22 protein-coding genes are annotated in these 19,471 nt (G+C 70.2%); 15 read left to right on the top strand and 7 right to left on the bottom strand.

Annotation, left to right across the window (positions count from 1 at the left end):
* The first annotated feature begins 95 nt into the window (after positions 1-95).
* Together GGR16_RS20235 and GGR16_RS20230 are read left to right on the top strand one after the other, a co-directional pair.
* Positions 96-500 carry a hypothetical protein gene (locus tag GGR16_RS20235; RefSeq protein ID WP_183317801.1) on the top strand — a complete coding sequence of 135 codons (405 nt, stop codon included), beginning with the start codon at positions 96-98 and terminating at the stop codon, positions 498-500.
* Between the two features lie 28 nt (positions 501-528).
* Positions 529-849, top strand: a complete 321-nt coding sequence (locus GGR16_RS20230; RefSeq protein WP_019402499.1) for a DUF1330 domain-containing protein — start codon at positions 529-531, stop codon at positions 847-849.
* Here the strand turns inward: GGR16_RS20230 and GGR16_RS20225 are convergent.
* The gene (locus tag GGR16_RS20225) at positions 842-1,546 is read right to left on the bottom strand and encodes an ArsR/SmtB family transcription factor (protein ID WP_183317800.1); all 705 of its coding nucleotides are present in this window, start codon (positions 1,544-1,546) and stop codon (positions 842-844) included. The two genes, GGR16_RS20230 and GGR16_RS20225, sit on opposite strands and share 8 nt — an antisense overlap.
* 145 nt (positions 1,547-1,691) lie before the next feature.
* Between GGR16_RS20225 and GGR16_RS20220 the strand changes: the two genes are divergently transcribed.
* The 3 genes from GGR16_RS20220 (at position 1,692) to GGR16_RS20210 (ending at position 4,332) form a co-directional block, all read left to right on the top strand.
* On the top strand, positions 1,692-2,939 hold the full coding sequence (locus GGR16_RS20220; RefSeq protein WP_183317799.1) for an MFS transporter: 1,248 nt from the start codon (positions 1,692-1,694) through the stop codon (positions 2,937-2,939).
* 41 nt (positions 2,940-2,980) lie between these two features.
* Positions 2,981-3,295, top strand: a complete 315-nt coding sequence (locus GGR16_RS20215; protein WP_183317798.1) for an NIPSNAP family protein — start codon at positions 2,981-2,983, stop codon at positions 3,293-3,295.
* A 143-nt stretch (positions 3,296-3,438) separates the two neighbouring features.
* Positions 3,439-4,332 (top strand): dihydrodipicolinate synthase family protein, encoded by an 894-nt coding sequence (locus tag GGR16_RS20210; RefSeq protein WP_425486588.1) that lies wholly within the window; start codon positions 3,439-3,441, stop codon positions 4,330-4,332.
* Here GGR16_RS20210 and GGR16_RS20205 read toward each other — a convergent pair.
* Genes GGR16_RS20205 through GGR16_RS20195 form a run of 3 tightly spaced genes read right to left on the bottom strand, consistent with a single transcriptional unit; the run spans position 4,313 to position 7,909 of the window.
* Positions 4,313-5,005, bottom strand: a complete 693-nt coding sequence (locus tag GGR16_RS20205) for an ATP-binding cassette domain-containing protein (RefSeq protein ID WP_183317797.1) — start codon at positions 5,003-5,005, stop codon at positions 4,313-4,315. The two genes, GGR16_RS20210 and GGR16_RS20205, sit on opposite strands and share 20 nt — an antisense overlap.
* Positions 5,002-6,681 carry an ABC transporter permease gene (locus GGR16_RS20200; RefSeq protein ID WP_183317796.1) on the bottom strand — a complete coding sequence of 560 codons (1,680 nt, stop codon included), beginning with the start codon at positions 6,679-6,681 and terminating at the stop codon, positions 5,002-5,004. Before GGR16_RS20200 ends, GGR16_RS20205 begins: the two co-directional genes overlap by 4 nt.
* A 7-nt stretch (positions 6,682-6,688) precedes the next feature.
* On the bottom strand, positions 6,689-7,909 hold the full coding sequence (locus tag GGR16_RS20195; RefSeq protein WP_183317795.1) for an ABC transporter substrate-binding protein: 1,221 nt from the start codon (positions 7,907-7,909) through the stop codon (positions 6,689-6,691).
* Between the two features lie 246 nt (positions 7,910-8,155).
* Between GGR16_RS20195 and GGR16_RS20190 the strand changes: the two genes are divergently transcribed.
* Positions 8,156-8,464: a hypothetical protein gene (locus tag GGR16_RS20190; protein WP_019402507.1), complete on the top strand. Its 309-nt coding sequence runs from the start codon at positions 8,156-8,158 to the stop codon at positions 8,462-8,464.
* Positions 8,465-8,476: 12 nt separating this feature from the next.
* Here the strand turns inward: GGR16_RS20190 and GGR16_RS20185 are convergent, their stop codons facing one another.
* On the bottom strand, positions 8,477-8,977 hold the full coding sequence (locus GGR16_RS20185) for a peptide deformylase (RefSeq protein WP_183317794.1): 501 nt from the start codon (positions 8,975-8,977) through the stop codon (positions 8,477-8,479).
* A gap of 211 nt (positions 8,978-9,188) precedes the next feature.
* Here GGR16_RS20185 and GGR16_RS20180 point away from each other — a divergent pair, with 211 nt between their 5' ends.
* The 7 genes from GGR16_RS20180 (at position 9,189) to GGR16_RS20150 (ending at position 15,855) form a co-directional block, all read left to right on the top strand.
* Positions 9,189-9,872, top strand: coding sequence for a TetR/AcrR family transcriptional regulator (locus GGR16_RS20180; protein ID WP_050996624.1), 684 nt, complete (start codon positions 9,189-9,191; stop codon positions 9,870-9,872).
* Between the two features lie 58 nt (positions 9,873-9,930).
* Positions 9,931-11,169 (top strand): metal-dependent hydrolase family protein, encoded by a 1,239-nt coding sequence (locus GGR16_RS20175; protein WP_019402510.1) that lies wholly within the window; start codon positions 9,931-9,933, stop codon positions 11,167-11,169.
* A gap of 46 nt (positions 11,170-11,215) precedes the next feature.
* Positions 11,216-12,436 (top strand): ABC transporter substrate-binding protein, encoded by a 1,221-nt coding sequence (locus GGR16_RS20170; protein ID WP_019402511.1) that lies wholly within the window; start codon positions 11,216-11,218, stop codon positions 12,434-12,436.
* Positions 12,437-12,639: 203 nt separating this feature from the next.
* The gene (locus GGR16_RS20165) at positions 12,640-13,503 is read left to right on the top strand and encodes a branched-chain amino acid ABC transporter permease (protein WP_019402512.1); all 864 of its coding nucleotides are present in this window, start codon (positions 12,640-12,642) and stop codon (positions 13,501-13,503) included.
* Positions 13,503-14,390: a branched-chain amino acid ABC transporter permease gene (locus tag GGR16_RS20160; RefSeq protein ID WP_019402513.1), complete on the top strand. Its 888-nt coding sequence runs from the start codon at positions 13,503-13,505 to the stop codon at positions 14,388-14,390. The genes GGR16_RS20165 and GGR16_RS20160 overlap by 1 nt, the downstream gene beginning before the upstream one ends.
* Positions 14,387-15,145, top strand: a complete 759-nt coding sequence (locus GGR16_RS20155) for an ABC transporter ATP-binding protein (RefSeq protein ID WP_019402514.1) — start codon at positions 14,387-14,389, stop codon at positions 15,143-15,145. The genes GGR16_RS20160 and GGR16_RS20155 overlap by 4 nt, the downstream gene beginning before the upstream one ends.
* Entirely contained in the window at positions 15,142-15,855 is a 714-nt protein-coding gene (locus tag GGR16_RS20150; RefSeq protein ID WP_019402515.1) for an ABC transporter ATP-binding protein, read from the top strand. The genes GGR16_RS20155 and GGR16_RS20150 overlap by 4 nt, the downstream gene beginning before the upstream one ends.
* Before the next feature lie 5 nt (positions 15,856-15,860).
* Here GGR16_RS20150 and GGR16_RS20145 read toward each other — a convergent pair whose 3' ends face one another.
* The gene (locus GGR16_RS20145) at positions 15,861-16,280 is read right to left on the bottom strand and encodes a DUF3830 family protein (protein ID WP_040404561.1); all 420 of its coding nucleotides are present in this window, start codon (positions 16,278-16,280) and stop codon (positions 15,861-15,863) included.
* A 710-nt stretch (positions 16,281-16,990) separates the two neighbouring features.
* Between GGR16_RS20145 and GGR16_RS20140 the strand changes: the two genes are divergently transcribed.
* Positions 16,991-17,437, top strand: coding sequence for a group III truncated hemoglobin (locus GGR16_RS20140; RefSeq protein WP_183317793.1), 447 nt, complete (start codon positions 16,991-16,993; stop codon positions 17,435-17,437).
* A 159-nt stretch (positions 17,438-17,596) separates the two neighbouring features.
* Here GGR16_RS20140 and GGR16_RS20135 read toward each other — a convergent pair whose 3' ends face one another.
* The gene (locus GGR16_RS20135; RefSeq protein ID WP_246373215.1) at positions 17,597-19,060 is read right to left on the bottom strand and encodes an MFS transporter; all 1,464 of its coding nucleotides are present in this window, start codon (positions 19,058-19,060) and stop codon (positions 17,597-17,599) included.
* Between the two features lie 83 nt (positions 19,061-19,143).
* Here GGR16_RS20135 and GGR16_RS20130 point away from each other — a divergent pair, with 83 nt between their 5' ends.
* Positions 19,144-19,389 carry a helix-turn-helix domain-containing protein gene (locus GGR16_RS20130; protein ID WP_425486587.1) on the top strand — a complete coding sequence of 82 codons (246 nt, stop codon included), beginning with the start codon at positions 19,144-19,146 and terminating at the stop codon, positions 19,387-19,389.
* Positions 19,390-19,471 lie beyond the last annotated feature (82 nt).

Below are 19,471 nucleotides of genomic sequence, written 5' to 3'. Positions count from 1 at the left end.
CGCCGCTTGCCAATTACCTGCCGCTTAATTGGCGCGCCGCCGAATAAGCGAAATCCTCCGCAGCGTTCGACAACACGACGCCACGGAGAAACCCCATGACCACCAAGCGCCCCCTGTCCTTCCTGCGCCTTGCGCTTCTCGGCGATGCGGCGGCGAGCGCCGCGACCGGCCTCGCGATGGCCGGCGGGGCCGGCCTCCTCGACGGGCTCCTCGGCCTGCCGGAGCCGCTCCTGCGCTATGCCGGGCTGTTCCTCGTGCCCTACGGGCTCTGCGTCGCCTTCGTCGGCACGCGTGAGCGCATCACCCGCGGCGCCGTGCTCGCCATCGTCGCGATCAACGCCCTGTGGGTCATCGAGAGCCTTGCCATCCTCGTCGGCGGCTGGGTGGCGCCAACGGCGCTGGGCACCGCCTTCGTGCTCTTCCAGGCCGCGGTCGTCGGCGGCTTCGCAGTGGCGCAATGGCTCGGCCTGCGCCGCGACGCCCGCCTGTCGCCCGCCTGAACATCACGCCCCATCCGAGGAGAAGAACATGACGACCTTTGCCGTCGCCCACCTGCGCTCCGTCACCATGGGCCCCGCCATCGTCGAATATCTCGAAAGGATCGATGCGACGCTCGCCCCCTTCGGCGGCCGCTTCGTCCTGCATGGCGAGCCAGTGGAGCCGCTCGAAGGCGTGCTCGAGGGTGACCTCGTCATCATCGCCTTTCCAGACCGGGAGAGCGCCCGCGCGTGGTACCGCTCGCCGGCCTACCAGGCCATCCTGCCGCTGCGCACGGAGAATGCGGACAGCGTCGCCTTCCTCGTCGACACGGTCGGCGACGAGCATCGCGCCACCGACATCCTCAGATGACGACGATCCCGAAATGCCGGCGCAGCGCCTCCTCGCCCTTGCGCGTGACGGCGACGGCGCGGCTGCCCTCGATGCGGCGGATCCAGCCCTCGGCGAGGCAATGGCTGCACAGCGCCGCACCGACGGCACCGGCCAGATGCGGGCGGCGCTCGCTCCAGTCGAGGCAGGGGCGGCAGAGGATGCGGGCGCGGCGTCGCGCGGCGGTCTGGCCCGCGAGATCGATGCCGAGGCTCGCGAGCAGGTCGACGCCGCTCGGCATCAGGGTGGCGGCCTCGGGCTCGATCTCGGCGTGCCCGGCCTCGACCAGCGCGTCGGCAAGGGCGACGCCGAGCCGGCCGGCGAGATGATCGTAACAGGTGCGGGCGCGGCGCAGCGCCGCGTCACGTGGCCCGACGGTCAGCCTGTGGACCGGGACGGCCCGCGATGCGGCGACCTGCATGATGCCCTCCATCATCTGCGCGACAGCGCGCGAGGCGAGGCGATGATAGCGGTGGCGGCCCTGCTTTTCGACGGCGACGAGGCCGGCCTCGGCCATGCGGGCGAGATGGCCGCTCGCCGTCTGCGGCGTCACACCGCCGGCCCGTGCCAGTTCCCCAGCCGTCAGCGCCCGCCCGTCCATCAGCGCATGGAGCATCGCCGCCCGCGCGGGTTCGCCCGCAAGCGTCGCAATCTCGGCAAAGGCCGCCGTCGAAACCATCTGCGGTCTCCCTTCCTGCCGCACCAGCCTGCCACGTCCGGCCGCATCATGCTTCGGAGACGACCGTAACATCGGTGCCCCCGCGCTGCCCATGGTGCCGCTCCATCGCCCTTGCACCATCGTGCCGTGAGCCGGGAGACGCCGCTTGCCCCCTCGATCCGCGCCCTTCTTCGGCCGGCGTGTCGTCGCCGCCGCCTTTGTCCTCGCCATGTTCGGCTGGGGCATCGGCTTCTACGGGCCCTCGGCGCTGCTTCACGCGGTTCGCGAGACGCGCGGCTGGTCGATCGCCCTCGTCTCGGGGGCCGTGACGGTGCACTTCCTCTTCGGCGCCGTCGTCGTCGCCAACCTGCCGCGCCTCTACGACCGCTTCGGTGTTCCCACCGTCACCAAGGCCGGCGCGGCGGCGCTGGCGCTCGGCATCCTCGGATGGGCGCTGGCGCAGACACCGCTCCAGCTCGTTGCAGCGGCGCTCGTCAGCGGCGCCGGCTGGGTGGCGATGGGCGCGGCAGCCGTCAACGCCATCATCGCGCCGTGGTTCGTGGCCAAGCGCCCGGCTGCGCTCTCTATGGCCTACAATGGCGCGAGCATCGGCGGCGTCGTGTTCTCACCCCTCCTGACCGCCGCCATCGCGCGGATCGGCTTCGCACCGGCCGCCCTCCTCATCGCCGTGACCATGGTGGCCGTCGTCTGGCTGCTCGCCGACCGCGTGTTCTCCCGCACGCCGGAGGCAATGGGGCAGGCGCCGGATGGCGTCGAGCAGACGGCCACTCGGACGGACCGGCGAGCCGCACCCGCCATACACCTTGTCCGGCTGCGGAACGACCGGCGCTTTGCGAGCCTGACGGCGGCGATGGCCCTGTCGCTCTTCGCCCAGGCGGGGCTGATCGCCCATCTCGTCTCGCTCATGGTGATGCGCATGAGCGCCGATGCGGCCGGGCTCATGATGGCGCTCGCCACCGCATCGGCGATCGCCGGGCGCACGCTCGTCGGCTGGCTGATGCCGCCCGGCGCCGACCGCAGGCTCGTCGCCTCCGCCAGCCTCGCCGTGCAGATCGCAGGGGCCCTCGTCCTTGCGGGTGGCGGCGGCACCGCCGCCGTCCTGACGGGTGTGGTGCTCTTCGGCCTCGGGATCGGCAATGCCACATCCCTGCCCCCGCTCATCGCGCAGGTCGAGTTCGGCGCCGACGCGCAGCGGGCCGTCGCTCTCATCGTCGCCATCAGCCAGGCGACCTATGCCTTCGCGCCGCTCGCCTTCGGCCTCGTGCGCACACTCACCGACGCTTCGGGTGTCTTTCTCGCCGCAGCCGCGATCGAGGCTCTCGCGGCGGCGGCCCTCATGCTCGGCCGCGGCGCCCGCCGGCCCGAAGGCGCCGCTCGCGCCAGCAAACCCTGACCGCTGCATCAATCGTAACCACCCCAGACAGGAGCCCCGCCATGACCGTCACCGTCTCCATCCGCTACTGGATCGATCCCTACAAGCGCGATGCCTTCGAGGCCTATGCCCGCAACTGGCTCGACATCATTCCCGCCTGCGGCGGCGATCTCGTCGGCTATTTTCTGCCGCACGAGGGCATCAACAACATCGCGTGGGGCCTCATCTCCTTCGAGAGCCTGGCCGCCTACGAGGTCTATCGGGCACGGCTCAGGGCCGATGCCGGCGGCGCGGCGAACTTCCGCATGGCCGAGGAGGGGCGGTTCATCCACGCGGAGGAGCGCACCTTTCTGCGACCCGTCACGGCCGGGCCGTGATTGCCACGCCGCCCGAGCCCCTGCGCCGGGAACCCTGCCCGAAGGGCGTCGCACATACTTGCCAGTCAATCTGGAATCTGTAACATGTTAGCTCGTTCGCCTCTTGGGCCACCGGCCCGCTCTCTCGACCGAGGATCTTCGTCTTGTCCGCCACGCGCGACCGTTTCGGCCTGTCCGCCGCCATGACCCTGCCGTTCCATGCGGACGGCGCCATCGACCTGCCGCGCCTTGCGGCCCACGCCCAGTGGTGCCTCGCCAACGGCTGCAGCAGCGTCACGGCCTTCGGCACCACCGGCGAGGGCCCCTCCGTCGGGCTCGCCGGCCGGCAGCAGATCATCGGCGCATTGCTCGGTGCCGGCGTCCCCGGGGACAGGATCGTCGGCGGGCTCGCCGCCACCTCGCTCCACGAGGCGCTCGACCAGGCGCGGCTTGCCCTCGACGCCGGCTGCAAGGCCCTGCTCGTGCCGCCGCCCTTCTACTTCAAGGGCGTGAGCGACGACGGGCTCTTCGCCTGGTTCGCCTCCTTCTTCGGCAAGCTCGGCGCCGCGGCGCGCGACGTGATCCTCTACAACATCCCCTCGGTCACCGCGGTGCCCCTGTCGGTGGCGCTGATCGGCCGGCTGAAGGCGGCCTTTCCGGGCGTCGTCATGGGCGTCAAGGATTCCTCCGGCGACTGGGCCTATACCGAGGCGCTCCTCGCCGCGCACAAGGACCTCGTCATCCTCATCGGCGACGAGCGCTACCTCGCCCGGGGCGTGGCGCTCGGCGGCCAGGGCGCCATCTCGGGCCTCGCCAACGTCTGCCCGGACAAGCTCGCCCGGCTGATCGACAAGGCCGAGCCGAACGAGGGCATCAACCAGCTCGTCGAACTGGTGCTCCGATATCCGGTCACGCCGGCGGTGAAGGCGCTCGTCGCCCACCGTACCGGCGATGCGGCCTGGCTCAACGTGCGCCCGCCGCTCGTGCCGATCGCGGCCGGCGATGCGGCCGTCATCGGCGCCGGCCACGACGCCATCTTCAACCGGAAGGCGGCCTGACGCCCGGGCCGGCGAGCGCGACGACCGGCCCGCCGGCCGCCTCCCCATCCTCGGCATCATGCGTGACGAGGAGGGCCGGCAGGCCGCGCTCGCGCGCATGGGCGAAGACGAAGGCGCGGACATCCGCGCGCAACGCGGCGTCGAGCTTGCCGAAGGGCTCGTCGAGCAACAGGGCGCGCGGCTCGGCCAGCAAGGTGCGCAGGAGGCTGACCCGCGCCTTCTGCCCGCCCGACAGCGTCGCGGGATCCCGATCCTCGAAGCCGGCAAGCCCGGCCTGTTCCAGGGCCTCCGAAACCCTCGCCCGCCGCTCGGCCCTGTTGCGCCAACGCCCGCGCGGCAGGCCGAACAAGAGGTTGCCGGCGACGCTCAGATGCGGGAAGAGCACCGGGTCCTGGAACAGGATGCCGACATGCCGCGCCTCGGCCGGCAGCGTGTCGATCCGCTCGTGCCCGATCATCACCCTCCCCTCGGCCGCGAAGGCGCGCCTGTCGATGAAGCCTGCGACATAGGCGAGCAGGGTCGACTTGCCGATGCCGCTCGGCCCCATCACCGTCGCGACGATGCCGGGCGGGACGGTGAGATCGAGGCGATCGACCAGGTGCCGCCCATCGCGCGAGGCGATGGAGACGCCTGCGAGCACAAGCGCTCCGGCCGCCGCGGGATCGCCGCTCATGCCATGCCCCTGAAGCGGCGGAAGGCGAGGAACGGCACAGCGAGCGCGAGACCGTAGGCCGCGAGCGGCAGGGCCGTCTGCAGCACGGCGACGAGGCCGAGGATGCGCCGGTCGCCGCCGGAGGAGAGCGTGACGGCCTCGGTCGTCAGGGTCGCCACGCGGCCGGCACCGGCAAAGAGCGTCGGCAGGTATTGCGCGATCGAGACCGCGAAGCCGACGGCCGCGGCGACGAGGATGGGCCGGGCGAGCAGCGGCAGCTTCACCATGAGAAAGACCCGCCAGCGGCCGGCCCCCATGGCCGCCGCGGTCATGGCATAGCGCGGATCGAGCGCACGGTAGGCATCGGCCAGCGACAGGAAGACGAAGGGCAGCACGAAGACGAGATGCGCCCAGACCACGGCGGCGGGCGTGCCGTCGAGGCCGGCGTGGATGAGCAGCACCTGCACCCCGAAGAGGAAGGCGATCTGCGGCACGATGAGCGGCAGATAGATCAGCCACAGCACCGCCGCTCCCGGATGCAGCCCGTGGCGCTGCTCGTTCTCGAGGCAGGCCAGCGTCAGGACGAGGGCGATGGCGACGGCGGCAAGGCCGATGCCGGCGCTGGTGCCGGCGAGCGCGGCGGCCCCGCCGGCCTCGTCCCGCCAGAGCGCAAGCTGCCAATGGTCCGGCAGGGCGGCGGGAAAGCGCCATGAACCGGCAAAGGACCAGATGAGCATCGCAAGGAGCGACAGGAGCCCGAGCACGATCAGGAGGCCGGCGAGGGCTCCTGCGACCTCGGCCGCCGTGCCCGGCACGCGCGAGCGTGAGCCGCGGGCGAGCCACCGGCGGTGGAGGGCGGCGATGGGTCGCTCGAATGCGAGCCACAGGAGGATGGCGATGACGACGAGGAGGAACTGCAGCGTCGCGGCCGCGGCCGCCGGATAATAGAGGGCGAGGTCGTAGCCCTGGAACCAGCGCGTGGCGAGGACGGCGAGCGGCGGCGGGTTGCCTGGCCCGACGATGATGGCGACGTCGACGACCGACATCGAGAAGGCGAGGACAGCGAAGACCGGCAGGCGCACCTGCCTGTAGAGCCGTGGAAAGACCACCATCGCCCAGGCCGTCGCCGGGCCGCGGCCGAGCGCGCGCGCGGCCGCGGTCAGCCGCTCGACCGGCACCGTGGCCGAGGCGGCGAAGAGCATCAGGGCGAGATAGGGCACCTCCTTGAGGAGGAGGGCGGCGACGAGGCTGGCGCCAAGCGGATCGCCGACCGTCACGAGACCGGCCGGCGGTACCTGCCAGCCCGTCGCCCAGGGCGAGAGGAGGCGCACCAACCAGCCGCTCGGCATGGCGAGGAAGGCGAAGCCGAGCGCCACGCCGCTCGGCGGGCTGGCAAGGAGCGGCACGATGAGGCGCCGGAGCCGCGCCATGCCGGGCCGGTGCGCCGCGGCGGCAAAGAGGCCGGCGGCGAGGATCAGGGCCAGAAGCGTCGTCGCGAGCCCCGTCCCGACGGTCAGCGCGAGCGCGGTGGCGAAGCCGGGGGCGGCGAAGAGCATGCGCCAGCCGTCGAGTGAGAAGTCCGTGCCGCCGAGGGCCGGCAGGAAGCCGAAGGCCGGCAGCAGCGTGAAGGCGAGCCCCAGCACGACCGGCCCGGCGAGAACGGCGAGCGTGGCGGCCGGGGCAAGGCGCAGCAGCATCGCCGGCTCAGCGCGTATAGCGCCGCTCCCACTCCGCGACGAGGCGCGTCATCCAGCTCGGATGCGGCTCGGGAAGCGGGGTGCCGAGCTCGGCATTGGTCGGCAGGCCGACCGCATCGGGAGGCGGCGCGAAGCGGGCGCGCTCGCCATCGGAGAGGCCGGCGAGGTCGAGGACGGTGACGGCACCGATGGCGGCCGGATCCTGCGCCCGCGCCTGCACCTCGGGCGACATCAGGAGGTCCGCGACCACCATCGCCGCCGCCTTGTGCGCGGCATTGAAGGGAATGGCGACGAAGCTCGTGTTGCCGATGGTGCCGCCGTCGAGCACGTAGACGCGCGCCGTTTCCGGCAAGCTGCCCTTCCTGATGCCGACGGCGGCATCGGCCGGGTTGAAGGAGATTGCGAGGGCGATCTCGCCGTCTGTGAGCATCGCGAGCTGCGCCGTGCCGGTTACCGGAAAATCCTGGCCGCCGCGCCACAGGTGCGGGCGCAGCGCGTCGTACCAGGCCCAGAGCGGCGCCGTGACCGTGGCAAAGGTCGCTTCGCTCGCCGGCTGCTGCAGCACGGCGGGATCGGCGGCGAGCTCGACGAGCGCCTGCTTGAGGAAGGTGGCGCCCAGGAAATCGCGCGGATGGGGATGCGTCAGCCGGCCGGGGTGGGCCTTCGCCCAGTCGAGGAAGGCGGGGACCGTCTTCGGCAGTGTCGCAAGCGGCGTGCGGGCCGAATCGTAGAGGAAGACCACCTGCGCCAGCCGCCAGGGCGCGGCATAGCCTTCGACAGGGATGGTGAAATCCGTGAGGTTCGAGGGCTTCGTCCTGTCGACATGGCGCCAGTTGGGCAGCTTCTCCGCGAAGGGGCCGAAGAGCAGGCTCTTCTCCTTCATGGACAGGAAATTGGGGCCGTTGATCCAGATGAGGTCGACGCTGCCACCCTTATCGCGGCCCGCCGCCTTCTCCGTCACGACGCGGGTCACGGCCTCGGCAGTGTCGGCGAGCTTCACGTGCCGGATGCTGATGCCGTAGCGCTCCCTGGCGAGATCGCCGACCCAGGCGATGAAGGCGTTGGTCTGCGGATCGCCCGCCCAGGCATTGAAGTGCACGGTCTCGCCGCGTGCGGACGCCACGGTCTCCTGCCAGTCGCGCTCGCCCTCGGCAACGGCGGGCTGGGACAGGAGGGCGGCCATGGCGGAAAAACCCGCCGCCACGGCAAGAGCGATCAAGCGATTCATGCGGACAATCCCCCGGCGCCGGGTCACAGCCTCTACTGCCTTCTTAGACGAGATCGAACCGCTTTGCCGCCCCCCGTCGTCCCACCGCCGGGCACTTGGCTGGCAATCGTCGTTCAATTTGCGTTGAAGCAGCCGCTGACATCGTGCCGACTCCCGGCCGGCCGGTTTTGACTTGCCGCAAGGCAGCGGCCTGCCGAGCCGGCTAGTGATCGAGACGGGGGTGGCCAGCCAACGCATGGATCACCGGTGGACACGCAAGTCGAGATCGATTTTGACGGCATCGCGTCGAGCCGCGCGATCCTCGCCGCCATCCTGCGGGAGATCGACCATCTGCAGCAGGCGATCGGCCGTCTCGCCAGCTGCCGGATCGTGGTGCGGACGTCGGAAGCGGGCGGCTACTATGGCCTGACGCTGCAACTCGCCTTCCCGGGGGGCGCGGACGTGATCTTCGAAATGCCGGTCGTCCCCGACCCGCGCTATGCGGATCCGCAATTCGCCGTCAGCGAGACCTTCCGCCATGCCCTTGCGCAGCTGCGGACGCCTTCGTCGCCCTAGGGTCCTATTGCTTCAGGACACCCGCCGCAGCTTCTCGTAGCGGCGCACGGCGCGCTCGCGCTTCAGGCGCGACAGGCGGCCGATCCAGAACAGGCCGTCGAGCTGGTCGATTTCGTGCTGCAGGCACACGGCGAGAAGGCCGTCGGCCTCCTCGACCTTTTCCCCGCCGTCGAGCGTCCGGAAGCGTACGCGCACGCGCGCCGGCCGTTCCACCTCCTCGCTCACGCCGGGCATCGAGACGCTGCCCTCGGCGTGGCGCGCCGTCTCGGCCGAAGCCCACTCGACGAGCGGATTGACATAGAAGCGCGGCCCCTCGCCGCCCGGCAGATCGATGACGACGAGGCGCAGGAGAACCCCGACGTGCGGCGCCGTGATGCCGATGCCCGGCGCGGCCCGCATCGTATCGAGGAGATCCTGCGCCAGCTGGTGCAGCGCCTCGTCGAACGCGGCGACGGGCGAAGCGGCCTGGCGCAGGCGTGGATCCGGAAACATCACGATCGGTCTTGCCGTCACATCGCATCTCCTGCGGCTCGCCGCCAATAGGCCGGGATCCGGCTTGCCATGCGAAAGCGCGAAAGTCATCCGCCGCGCCGCAGCGCCCGCATCAGCGCTGAACCGCCCGTCCAGACCGCAGCGGCGGCATAAATAAAAACAGACGTGTCTGTACAAACAGGATTGACGGTTTCTTTTAAGCGATTCATTCTTGTGGCCAAAAGGGGGCACCATGAGCCAGCGCCGACAGCGACGGACCCAGCAGGAGCGCAGCGCCGACACGGTGGCGCGCCTGCTCGAGGCGACCATCGACCTCCTGCACGACCGCGGGCTCTACCGCATGTCGACGACCGACATCGCCGAGCGCGCCGGGGTCTCGCGCGGGGCGCTGACGCATCATTTCAGCTCCAAGGAAGAGATCATCGTCGCCGCGGTGGCGCACATGCTGCGCCAGAGCACGGCCTCCCTGCACGAGATGGCGGCGGACATCCGCCGCTCCGGCGGCTCGACGGACGAGATCGTCGACTTCCTCTGGCAGATGATGAACGACCGCCTGTTCTACGTGACGATGGAATACCTGCCGGAGGCCCGCCACAACGGAGACTTCCGCGAGGCCATCGTTCCGGTCGTCAAGGAGTTCCATGCCGGGCTCAACGCCGTCTGGGCCGAGCTCGCCGGCCAGGCGGGCGTCGACGTCGACCATGCGCTCGTCCTCATGAACGCCTCGATGTGCCTCATCCGCGGCATGATCGCCCAGACCCCGGTCAAGGACGACCCGGCCTATTTCCGGGAACTGCTCGCCTTCTGGAAGCAGCAGGTCAAGCGCGAGTTCCGCCCCGGAGACGAGGCGGCCCAGGCCACGGAAGGCGTCGCCGCGGCCGCGCCAGCGCGCACGGGGACCGCCCGAAAGAGTTGAGGATCAGATGGCGCCGCCGGGTCCGGCGGGCGCAACCGCAAGAAACCCAGGGAGCACCATGAGCATCACCATCTTCCAGAACGCCAGCATCGTCGACGGCACGAGCGACGTGCCGCGCGAGGGCGTCAACGTCCTGGTGGAGGACGGGCACATCCGCGAGGTCTCCGACGCGCCGCTCCGGGCGAAGGACGCCCGCGTCCTCGACCTCGCCGGCAAGGTGCTGATGCCCGGCCTCATCGACTGTCACGTCCACGTCATCGCCTCCGAGGCGAACCTCGGCCGCAACGCGCTCCTGCCCGACTCGCTCGTCGCCGCCCATGCCTCCGTCATCATGCGCGGCATGCTGATGCGCGGCTTCACCACCGTGCGCGACGTCGGCGGGGCCGATTTCGGCCTGCAGCAGGCGGTGGAGGAAGGGCTCTTCGAGGGGCCGCGCCTCGTCATCTGCGGCAAGGCCCTGTCGCAGACCGGCGGCCACTGCGATTTCCGCGGCCGCTACGACGTGCGCGACCGCCACGCCTTCGACCGCAAGCTCGGCTCCCTCGGCCGCATCTGCGATGGGGTGAGCGAGGTGCGCCTCGCCGCCCGTGAGGAGATCAAGGCCGGCGCCCAGTTCATCAAGATCATGGCCAACGGCGGCGTCGCCTCGCCCACCGACCCTATCGCCTTCATGGGCTTCTCGCGCGAGGAGGTGACGGCCATCGTCGAGGAGGCGAGCAACGCCCAGACCTATGTCTCGGCCCATCTCTACACGGACGAGGCCATCCGCCGCGGCATCGAATGCGGCGTGCACTCCGTCGAGCACGCCAACCTCGTCACGACCGAGACGGCGAAGCTGATGGCCGAAAAGGGCGCCGTCGCCTGCCCGACGCTCGTCACCTACGAGGCGCTGAAGAACGAGGGCGCCGACTACGGACTGCCGGAGAGCTCGGTGGCCAAGATCGACGACGTGCGCCTCGCGGGCCTGCGCTCGCTCGAGATCCTCCATTCCGCCGGCGTGACCATGGCCTACGGCTCCGACCTGCTCGGCGCCATGCATCGCCACCAGTCCGAGGAATTCGTCATCCGCGGCCGCGTGCTGCCGGCGATGGACGTCATCCGCTCGGCCACGGTGGATGCGGCGCGGCTCTGCGGCATGGAGGGCAAGATCGGCTGCATCGCGCCGGGGGCCTATGCCGATCTCATCGTCGTCGACGGCAACCCGCTCGACGACCTTGCCCTGCTGACGGGCCAGGGACGGTCGATGCCCGCCATCATGAAGGAAGGGCGCTTCGTCAAGAACACGCTCGACGCATAACCCAAGAAGCCAAGAACTGAAGAACCGAAGAACCAGAGGACATGCCATGAAGACGACCAGACGCGAATTTTTGGGCTCCATCGCCGCCGGTGCGGCGCTTGTCGCCGCTCCTTCCATCGTCCGCGCGCAGGGCGCCGACGTGATCCGCATCGGCGCGCTCTGCCCGGTCACGGGCGTCGGCGGGCCCTACGGCTCCGGCATGCAGAAGATGATCGTCGCCGCCGCCGAGGCGGTGAACGCCGCCGGCGGCGCCAGCGGGCGCAAGATCGAGATCGTCTCCGAGGACACGCAGACCAATCCGCAGGCCGCCGTGCTCGCGGCCAAGAAGCTCATCGAGGTCAACAAGGTGCAGGCCGTCCTCGGCACCTGGTCCTCGGGCGTGTCGCTCGCCGTCATCCCGCTGACGAACGACGCCGGCATCCCGCTGATGCACTGCTCGGGCGCGCCGGCCCTCTCCGTGCCGCCGGCCAATGCCAAGGGCCTCGGCTTCCGCTTCCAGGCCACCAACGACCGCTTCGGCCGCGCCTTCGCCGAGATCTGCGAGAAGGAAGGCTTCAAGCGCCCGGCCACCATGGCCTTCAACAATGCCTCCGGCATCGGCAACACCGAGGGCTTCACCAAGGCGTGGAAGGCCAAGGGCGGCGAGGTGGTCGAGAGCGTCGTCTACGAGCCGAACCAGGCGAGCTATCGCTCCGAGCTGATGAAGGTGCTGGCGGCGAACCCGGACGTCATCGTCACCGGCTCCTACATCGCCGACACCACCATCATCCTGCGCGAATGGTTCCAGACCGGCCAGCCGGTCAAGTGGGTCATCCCCGGCTGGGCGGCGAACCCGCAGCTCATCGAGGCGCTCGGCGCCGAGGTGACGGAGGGCATCATCTCGGTCGATTCCGTCTCCAACGAGGGCGCCGAAGCCTTCAAGGCCTACGACGCGGCCTACCAGAAGGCGATGAGCCAGGCCGGCACCAACAACGTCTATGCCGCGATGACGTGGGACATGATGACGGTGCTGGCGCTCGCCATCGAGGCCGCCGGCACGGCCGACATGGCCGCCGTCGTCGCCAAGCTGCGCGAGGTCGGCAACCCGGACGGCAAGCAGGTCTCCACCTTCGCCGAGGGCAAGGAGGCGCTCAAGGCCGGCAAGATCAACTACGAAGGTGCCTCCTCGGTGCTCGACTTCGACCAGCACGGCGACGTCACGCCCGATTTCGGCGCCTATTTCATCGAGGGCGGCAAGCTCAACCGCCGTTACGTCGTCCAGATCTGAGGCGGCTCTCGGCGACGCTGCCTCCTTAGCGGCGTCATGGCCGGGCTTGTCCCGGCCATCTACGCCTTTGACGTTGCCCGACTGTCAAGGCGTGGATGCCCGCGACGCGGGCATGACGGCGGAGGCGGGCACGAGATTTGCCATCGGCGCAGGGACCGGCACCAGCCGGCCCGGGCCGTCGTTCAACCGGGCGGGATGGTCCCTTGTTCTACGCTCAACTCGCCGTCAACGGCCTCGTCCAGGGGCTCGTGGTCGGCCTCGGCGCCCTGGCGCTCACCCTCGTCTTCGGCATCGCGCGCTTTCCCAATGCGGCGACGGGCGACACCATGACCTTCGGCGCCTATGCGGCGCTCACGGTCCACAAGGCCAGCGGCTCGCTGGCGCTCGGCAGCATCGCGGCCATCGGTGGCGCGGCGGTGCTGGCGCTGCTCGCCTATCTCACCGTCTTCAAGCGCCTCGCCGGGCGCTCGGTCGTGTCGCTGCTCGTCGCCTCCATCGGCATCGGCTTCATGATCCGGGCCGGGCTCGGCGTCGCCTTCGGCCACCAGCAGCAGGTGTTCAACGTGCCCCTGTCGCGGCCGATCCGCGTCGCCGGGCTCGCCATCAACCCGCTCGACCTGCAGCTGGCGGCGGTCGCCGCGGTCGCGCTCGCCGCCGTCTTCGCCATCCTCTATCTCACGCCCATCGGCCGGCAGATGCGCGCCGTGGCGGACAACCGGGACCTCGCCCGCGTCTCCGGCATCCGCCCCGAGCGGGTGATGACGGCCATGTGGCTCATCACCGGCGGCGTCTCGGCGGTCGGCGGCATGATGCTCGGCATCAAGACCATCGTCTCGCCGGAGGTCGGCTGGGAGATGCTGCTGCCGGTCTTTGCCGCCACCATCCTTGGCGGCATCGGCAGCCCGGTGGGGGCGGTCGTCGCCGGGCTCGTGCTCGGCGTGGCGCAGGAGGTGTCGACGCCCTTCGTCGGCTTCACCTACAAGATCGCCTTGTCCTTCGTCGTGCTGCTCGCCGTGCTCCTGGTGCGGCCGCGCGGCCTCTTCGGACGCATCGAGGGAGTGCGCTGATGGACGCCTATCTCGCGGCGATCGCGATCATCGCCCTCATCTACATGCTCCTGTCGCTGGGGCTGACCCTGCAGTACGGCCTCACCGGCCTCATCAACTTCGGCCATGTCGGCTTCTTCGCCATCGGCGCCTACACTTCCGCCCTCCTCTCGCTGCAGGGCCTGCCGCTCGCGCTCACCATCCCCGCCGCGGCGGTGACGGCGGGCCTCGCGGCCTGGCCCATCGGCCTCATCTCGCTCAGGCTGCGCGACGATTATTTCGCCATCGTCACGCTCGGCTTCTCGGAGACGGTGCGGCTCGTCATCACCAGCGAGAAGTGGCTCACCAATGGCGTGCAGGGCATCCCCGGCATTCCGCGCCTGTTCGAGACCATCTCGGTGGGCATCGGCGCGCAGCTCGCCGTCATGGGCGTCATCCTCGCCGTCACGCTCGTCGCGATCTACGCCATGCGCCGCATCGTCGCGAGCCCGTTCGGCCGCGTCATCGAGGCCATCCGCGACAACGAGGAGGCGCTTCAGGCGCTCGGCAAGGATCCGGCCGGCTTCAAGATCCAGGTGCTGATCCTCGGCTCGGCGCTCGCGGGCATCGCCGGGGCCTTCTACGCCCACTACATCACCTACATCGTGCCGGACCAGTTCATCCCGCTCGTCACCTTCTACGTGTGGATGGCCATCATCATCGGCGGCGTCGGGCGCGTCTCGGGCGCCATCGTCGGCACGGGCCTCCTGATGCTCTTCCTGGAAGGCTCGCGCTTCCTGCGCGACATCGTGCCGGGCGTCTCGGAAGTGGAGATGGCCTCGCTGCGCATCGGCGTCGTCGGGCTGCTCCTCGTCCTCTTCACCATCTACCGCCCGCAGGGCCTCATGGGGGATTTCACCAAGCGATGAGCCTCCAAGTCACCAACATCTCCAAGGCCTTCGGCGGCTTCAAGGCGCTCTCGGGCGTCTCGCTCGAGGTGCCCATGGGCGCCCTCGTCGGCCTCATCGGCCCGAACGGCGCCGGCAAGTCGACGCTCTTTTCCGTCATCTCCGGCTTCATGCCGCCGGATGAGGGCGCGATCGGGTTCGACGGCAGGAGCCTCGACGGGCTGAACCCCGCCGGGCGCGCCCGCACCGGCCTCGTGCGCACCTTCCAGGTGCCGCGCGAATTCGCCCACCTCACGGTGCGCGAGAACATGATGGCCGCCGCCCCCGGCCAGACCGGCGAGAGTCTCGTCGGCCTCTTCTTCCGCCCCGGCAAGGTGCGCGAGGAGGAGGAGAGGCTCGCCGAGGCGGTCAGCGAGGTCATCCGCTTCCTGCGGCTGGAGCGGGTCGCCGACGAGCCGGCGGGCAAGCTCTCGGGCGGGCAGAAGAAGCTCGTCGAGCTCGGCCGGGCGCTCCTCGTCGAGCCGCGGCTCATCCTCCTCGACGAGCCCTTCGCCGGCGTCAATCCCGTGCTCATCGGCGAGATCATGGAACGCATCCGCGAGCTCAACGGCCGCGGCATCGGCTTCCTCGTCATCGAGCACGACCTCGAGGCGCTGACGCGGCTCGCCCCGCAGCTCTACGTCATGGACCAGGGCCGCATTCTCACCATGGGCGCGCCGGACGCCGTGCTCGCCGATGCGCGCGTGCGCGAAGCCTATCTCGGAGGCGCAGTGTGACCATCCTCGCCATCGACAACCTCAGGGGCGGCTATTCCGAGGTCGACATCCTCAACGGCATCGATCTTTCCCTCAGCGAGGGCGAGATCCTGACCGTGGCCGGCACCAACGGCGCCGGCAAGTCGACCCTCGCCAAGGCGATCGTCGGCCTCCTGCCGCGCGTCTCGGGCGCCGTGCGCATCGACGGGCGCGACATCCTCGGCCTGCCGGCGGAGGACCGCATCGGCCTCGGCATCGGCTACGTGCCGCAGGTCGCCAACATCTTCCCCTCGCTCAGCATCCTGGAAAACCTGCAGGTGGTGCAGGGCGTTAAGGACCATAAGGCGCGCATCGCGGAGCTGTTCGCGCTGTTTCCCTTGCTCGGGGAGCGGCGGCGCACGCGGGCCGGCAGCCTCTCGGGCGGCGAGCGCCAGCAGCTCGCCTTCGCCCGGGCGCTGATGCCGCGGCCCAAGCTGATGATCCTCGACGAGCCGACGGCGGCGCTGTCGCCGGCGCGCGTGGCCGACGTCTTCTCGCTCATCGCGCGGCTGCCGTCGCTCGGCGTCACCGTGCTCATGGTCGAGCAGCGCGCCCGCCAGGCGCTCGCCATCTCGGATCGCGGCTGCATCCTCGACGGCGGCAAGGTGGCGCTCGAAGGAGCGGCGACGACGCTGCTCGCCGACGAGCGGGCGGCCGAGCTCTACCTCGGCCGCGGCCGCACGGAAGGCTGACGCCTTCAGACGCGCTCGAAGGAGATGTCCTGCGCCCCCTCCCACAGCACCTTGGTGCCGAGCTCGGGCAGCTTGTCGAGGTTGCTGGTGATGGTCAGGAAGTGGTTGCCGGCGAGGGGGCCGGCCATGCTGGCGAAGGCGACGCGGCCGTAGGCGAGCAGGATCTCCGTCTCGCTCACGCCGCCGGGATAGAGCACGACCTCGCCCGGCGCCGGATAGCAGGTGGCGTTCTCATAGCCGACGCCGAACTGGAGATCACCGAGCGGGATCCAGACCGCCTGGCCGCTCCAGCGCACGTGGATCGCCTTGTTGCGGAAGGGCAGATGCTTCAGGAAGGCCGCGCAGGTCGCCGGCGCCTTCTCGGTTTCGAGCCGCGCGTCGAAGCTGATGCCGGCCAGCGTGATGACGAGTTTCTCCACACCCATGCTCCCTGCCTGAAACGGCGGCCGGGCGCCCTCGCGCACAGCCAACCGTCCGGTCGATCTCTCGCCGCGCTGTTCGACGGCTCGCCGTTTCTCGCCCGGCGCCGCGGCCCGGGCAAGCCCGTTCCGTCGGCATTGGCGCCGGGCCTCGTGATTTGCACAAGGAGGGGCGCGGTTGAGCCGCCACGCGAATGGCCGGGCGGGCCAGGCAAAATCCTCCAAATGGCCCCAATCGTCGTCCACTCAGGGCTCATGACCTACGGCGCGCGCAGACATTCGATTCGCTTCCTCCGGCTGACGCATGTCGTCACCCGGACCGGGAGCGCTGACGCCTGACGAGAAGGCGAGCGCCGCACCCGCTCCGGGACCCCCGCACACCGAACCATCGCTGTGTTGTGGCGCGCATCGGCGCGCATGGAGGTCGAGCCGTGACGACTGGTGCCCGGATATTGTTCTGTGATGCGTGCAGCCGCAGCGTGCCACGCGCGGCCGTGCGCTGCCCCTGGTGTTTCAGGCCCGTTCATGCCGGCGTCGCGGACGCGCGCGTTTCGGGCTGGCACGTCTATTTTCCGCGCCCCGACGCGGAAGGGCAGCTACGCCCCCGCAAGGACACCAGCGGCAAAGAGACGCCATGACCCGTTGCGGGCCGAGGGTTCTGCAGGAGGACGGCCGTTGATATGGTGCCGCCCGTCGACCATGGGCGCGGAACAATCATGACGGAACCCGAACAGAGCACGCGCGGCGACAGCACCGGCGAGACCGGCATCGACGAGGCGATGATCGAGCGGCTGGTACGGGCCTTCTATGCCAGGGTCCGCAATGACGACCTTATCGGGCCCGTCTTTGCCGCCCGTATCGTCGACTGGGAGCCGCATCTTACGCAGATCTGTGCCTTCTGGTCCTCGGTGGTGCTGAAGAGCGGGCGCTACAGCGGCCGGCCGATGGCGAAGCACCTGCCGCTGCCGGTCGATGCGCGCCACTTCGACCGCTGGCTGGCGCTGTTCGAGGAGACGGCGCGCGACCTTTGCCCGCCCGCCGCGGCCGCGCGCTTCACGACCCATGCGAAGACGATCGCGGAGAGCCTCGAACTCGGCATCGCGACCCACAACGGCCGCCTCCTCATGCGCGGCGAGCGCTACCGGATGGGCACCGGCGGCTGAGCCGCCACTTGCGGCAAGGGGCCGCCGCGAGCGCGGCGACGTCATCCTGGGCGAGATGGTCGCGGAAAGCCACGGGCGGTGATGTGCGACGGCAGGCGGTCGGGAGGGTCTGGTGACCGGCTGCGGGGGATCGCTCGCGCGCCGGTCCCCCGCCCGTGCTCATGCGGGCTTCCTCCTGCGCGCAATCCACAGGACCAGCGCGGCCGCGAAGGCGACAGCCGCGAGGTTGTAGACCATGGCGCCCGCGAACGCCGCCGCGTAGCGCTCTGCATCCGGCCCGGCTCCTGCCGGGTGGTCTGTGAGCAGGGCGACGAAGAAGATGCCGACGACGGCGACACCGAAGGCGCCGCCGACCTGCTGCATGGTGGAGACGATGCCCGCGGCCATGCCGGCGTGGCGCTCCTCCACGAAGCCGATGACAAGGTTGAGCAGCGGCGTCATGGAGAGGCCCTGTCCGAAGCCGAGCAGAACGAGCGCCGGCAGGAGGCTGAGAGCGTCCCCCGGCCCCGTGAGCGCGCCGGCCTGCACGATCAGCCACAGGATACCCGCCGCATAGACCAGCGCGCCGCCGGCGATGGCGCCGTCGCCGAAGCGTGCCGCCCATTTCGGCGCGGTCAGCGACGCCGCGACGAAGCCGACGCTCGCCGGGGCGAACAGGCAGCCCGCCGCGAAGGGCGACAGCCCCAGCCCGGACTGGACGAGCAGCGCAAAACAGAGAAAGAGAGATGTCGCCGTCGAGTAGATGGCCAGCACCACGATCACGCCGGCCGCGAAGCCGCGGTTCGCGAACAGCGCCAGATCGATGGCCGGTCCGCCGCCGCGCCGGGCGAGGTCCCGCTCCCAGACCAGGAAGGCGGCGAGCGTCAGGGCCGAAGCGGCAAGGCAGCCCCAGGTCCAGAGCGGCCAGCCCGCGTTCGGTCCCTCCAGGAGGGGGACGAGCAGGAGCGTGAGGCCGAGCGTCGCAAGGCCGATGCCGGCCCAGTCGACGGCGGTCGCCTCGGGCAGGCGCGATTCGGGAATTGCCCTGCTCAGATGGGCCGCGGCCAGCCCGATGGGCAGGTTGATGAGGAACACGACGCGCCAGCCGAGGCCGAAGAGGTCGCCCTCGACGATCAGCCCGCCGAGCACCTGCCCCGCGATGGCGGCGAGCCCCAGCGTCATGCCGAGCAGGCCGAAGGCGCGGCGACGGCCGGCGTCGTCGTGGAGGACGCGCAGCAGCGCATAGACCTGCGGGAACAGGATCGCGCCCGTCGCCCCTTGCAGGAAGCGCGCGACGATGAGGCTCGTGCTGTCCGGCGCCACGCCACACAGGAAGGAGGTCACGGCGAAGCCGAGCATGCCGAGCACGAAAAGCCGGCGGCGGCCGTACCGGTCGCCGAGTCGGCCCCCGGCGACGAGCAGCACGCCGAAGGCGAGTTCATAGCCGGCGATGACGAAGCCGATTTCCGCGAAGCCTGCGCCGAGGTCGGCCTGCATCGAGGGTATGGCGACATTGACCACGAACAGGTCGAAGACCGTGATGAAACCGCCGAGCATCAGGATGGCGAGGGCAAGGCGTGAGGGACGGCGGGAGATTTGCGCGCCCGAAGCGGCGGATGCGGGCAGGAACGGGTCAGCAGACATGGCAGCTCCATGGTTCTTGAAGCTGCATGTCACGGCGCTTAGGCTGTTACTATGGAAGAAGTTATGCTGTTGCTGTGACCGACATGCTGGACCATCGCCTCGACCGCACGCGCACCGGGCTCGCCGATTTCCTGCGCCGGCGCCGGGAGAGCCTGTCGCCGCTCGACGTCGGGCTGCCACTTGGAAAACGCCGCCGCACCCCGGGCCTGCGGCGCGAGGAAGTCGCGGCGCTCGCGGGCGTCGGGCTGACCTGGTACACGTGGCTGGAGCAGGGACGCGGCATCAACGTCTCGTCCGCTTTCCTCGACAACATTTCAGAGACCGTTTGAGAAAGGGCTTCCCCTGTGGGTCGGTTCGTGATTCACACTATGGATGTGGACACGAGCGACGCGAGGCCGGATGGCCGCGATC

Source organism: Chelatococcus caeni, from assembly GCF_014196925.1.
GTDB classification, from domain to species: Bacteria; Pseudomonadota; Alphaproteobacteria; order Rhizobiales; family Beijerinckiaceae; genus Chelatococcus_A; species Chelatococcus_A caeni.
Note: the sequence above shows the minus strand (reverse complement) of the source record. Positions and strands in the feature narration are given on the sequence as shown.

Coding starts and splice junctions, on each gene's coding strand:
- GGR16_RS20200 (WP_183317796.1), bottom strand. CDS start 6,681: ATGCTGCTGCGCCTTGCCCCGGCCGCCACGCTCGCCGTTCTCGCCGGG.
- GGR16_RS20225 (WP_183317800.1), bottom strand. CDS start 1,546: ATGGTTTCGACGGCGGCCTTTGCCGAGATTGCGACGCTTGCGGGCGAA.
- GGR16_RS20140 (WP_183317793.1), top strand. CDS start 16,991: ATGACGGAACCCGAACAGAGCACGCGCGGCGACAGCACCGGCGAGACC.
- GGR16_RS20205 (WP_183317797.1), bottom strand. CDS start 5,005: ATGAGCGGCGATCCCGCGGCGGCCGGAGCGCTTGTGCTCGCAGGCGTC.
- GGR16_RS20230 (WP_019402499.1), top strand. CDS start 529: ATGACGACCTTTGCCGTCGCCCACCTGCGCTCCGTCACCATGGGCCCC.
- GGR16_RS20175 (WP_019402510.1), top strand. CDS start 9,931: ATGAGCATCACCATCTTCCAGAACGCCAGCATCGTCGACGGCACGAGC.
- GGR16_RS20235 (WP_183317801.1), top strand. CDS start 96: ATGACCACCAAGCGCCCCCTGTCCTTCCTGCGCCTTGCGCTTCTCGGC.
- GGR16_RS20195 (WP_183317795.1), bottom strand. CDS start 7,909: ATGAATCGCTTGATCGCTCTTGCCGTGGCGGCGGGTTTTTCCGCCATG.
- GGR16_RS20180 (WP_050996624.1), top strand. CDS start 9,189: ATGAGCCAGCGCCGACAGCGACGGACCCAGCAGGAGCGCAGCGCCGAC.
- GGR16_RS20145 (WP_040404561.1), bottom strand. CDS start 16,280: ATGGGTGTGGAGAAACTCGTCATCACGCTGGCCGGCATCAGCTTCGAC.
- GGR16_RS20215 (WP_183317798.1), top strand. CDS start 2,981: ATGACCGTCACCGTCTCCATCCGCTACTGGATCGATCCCTACAAGCGC.
- GGR16_RS20160 (WP_019402513.1), top strand. CDS start 13,503: ATGGACGCCTATCTCGCGGCGATCGCGATCATCGCCCTCATCTACATG.
- GGR16_RS20170 (WP_019402511.1), top strand. CDS start 11,216: ATGAAGACGACCAGACGCGAATTTTTGGGCTCCATCGCCGCCGGTGCG.
- GGR16_RS20135 (WP_246373215.1), bottom strand. CDS start 19,060: ATGTCTGCTGACCCGTTCCTGCCCGCATCCGCCGCTTCGGGCGCGCAA.
- GGR16_RS20130 (WP_425486587.1), top strand. CDS start 19,144: ATGCTGGACCATCGCCTCGACCGCACGCGCACCGGGCTCGCCGATTTC.
- GGR16_RS20155 (WP_019402514.1), top strand. CDS start 14,387: ATGAGCCTCCAAGTCACCAACATCTCCAAGGCCTTCGGCGGCTTCAAG.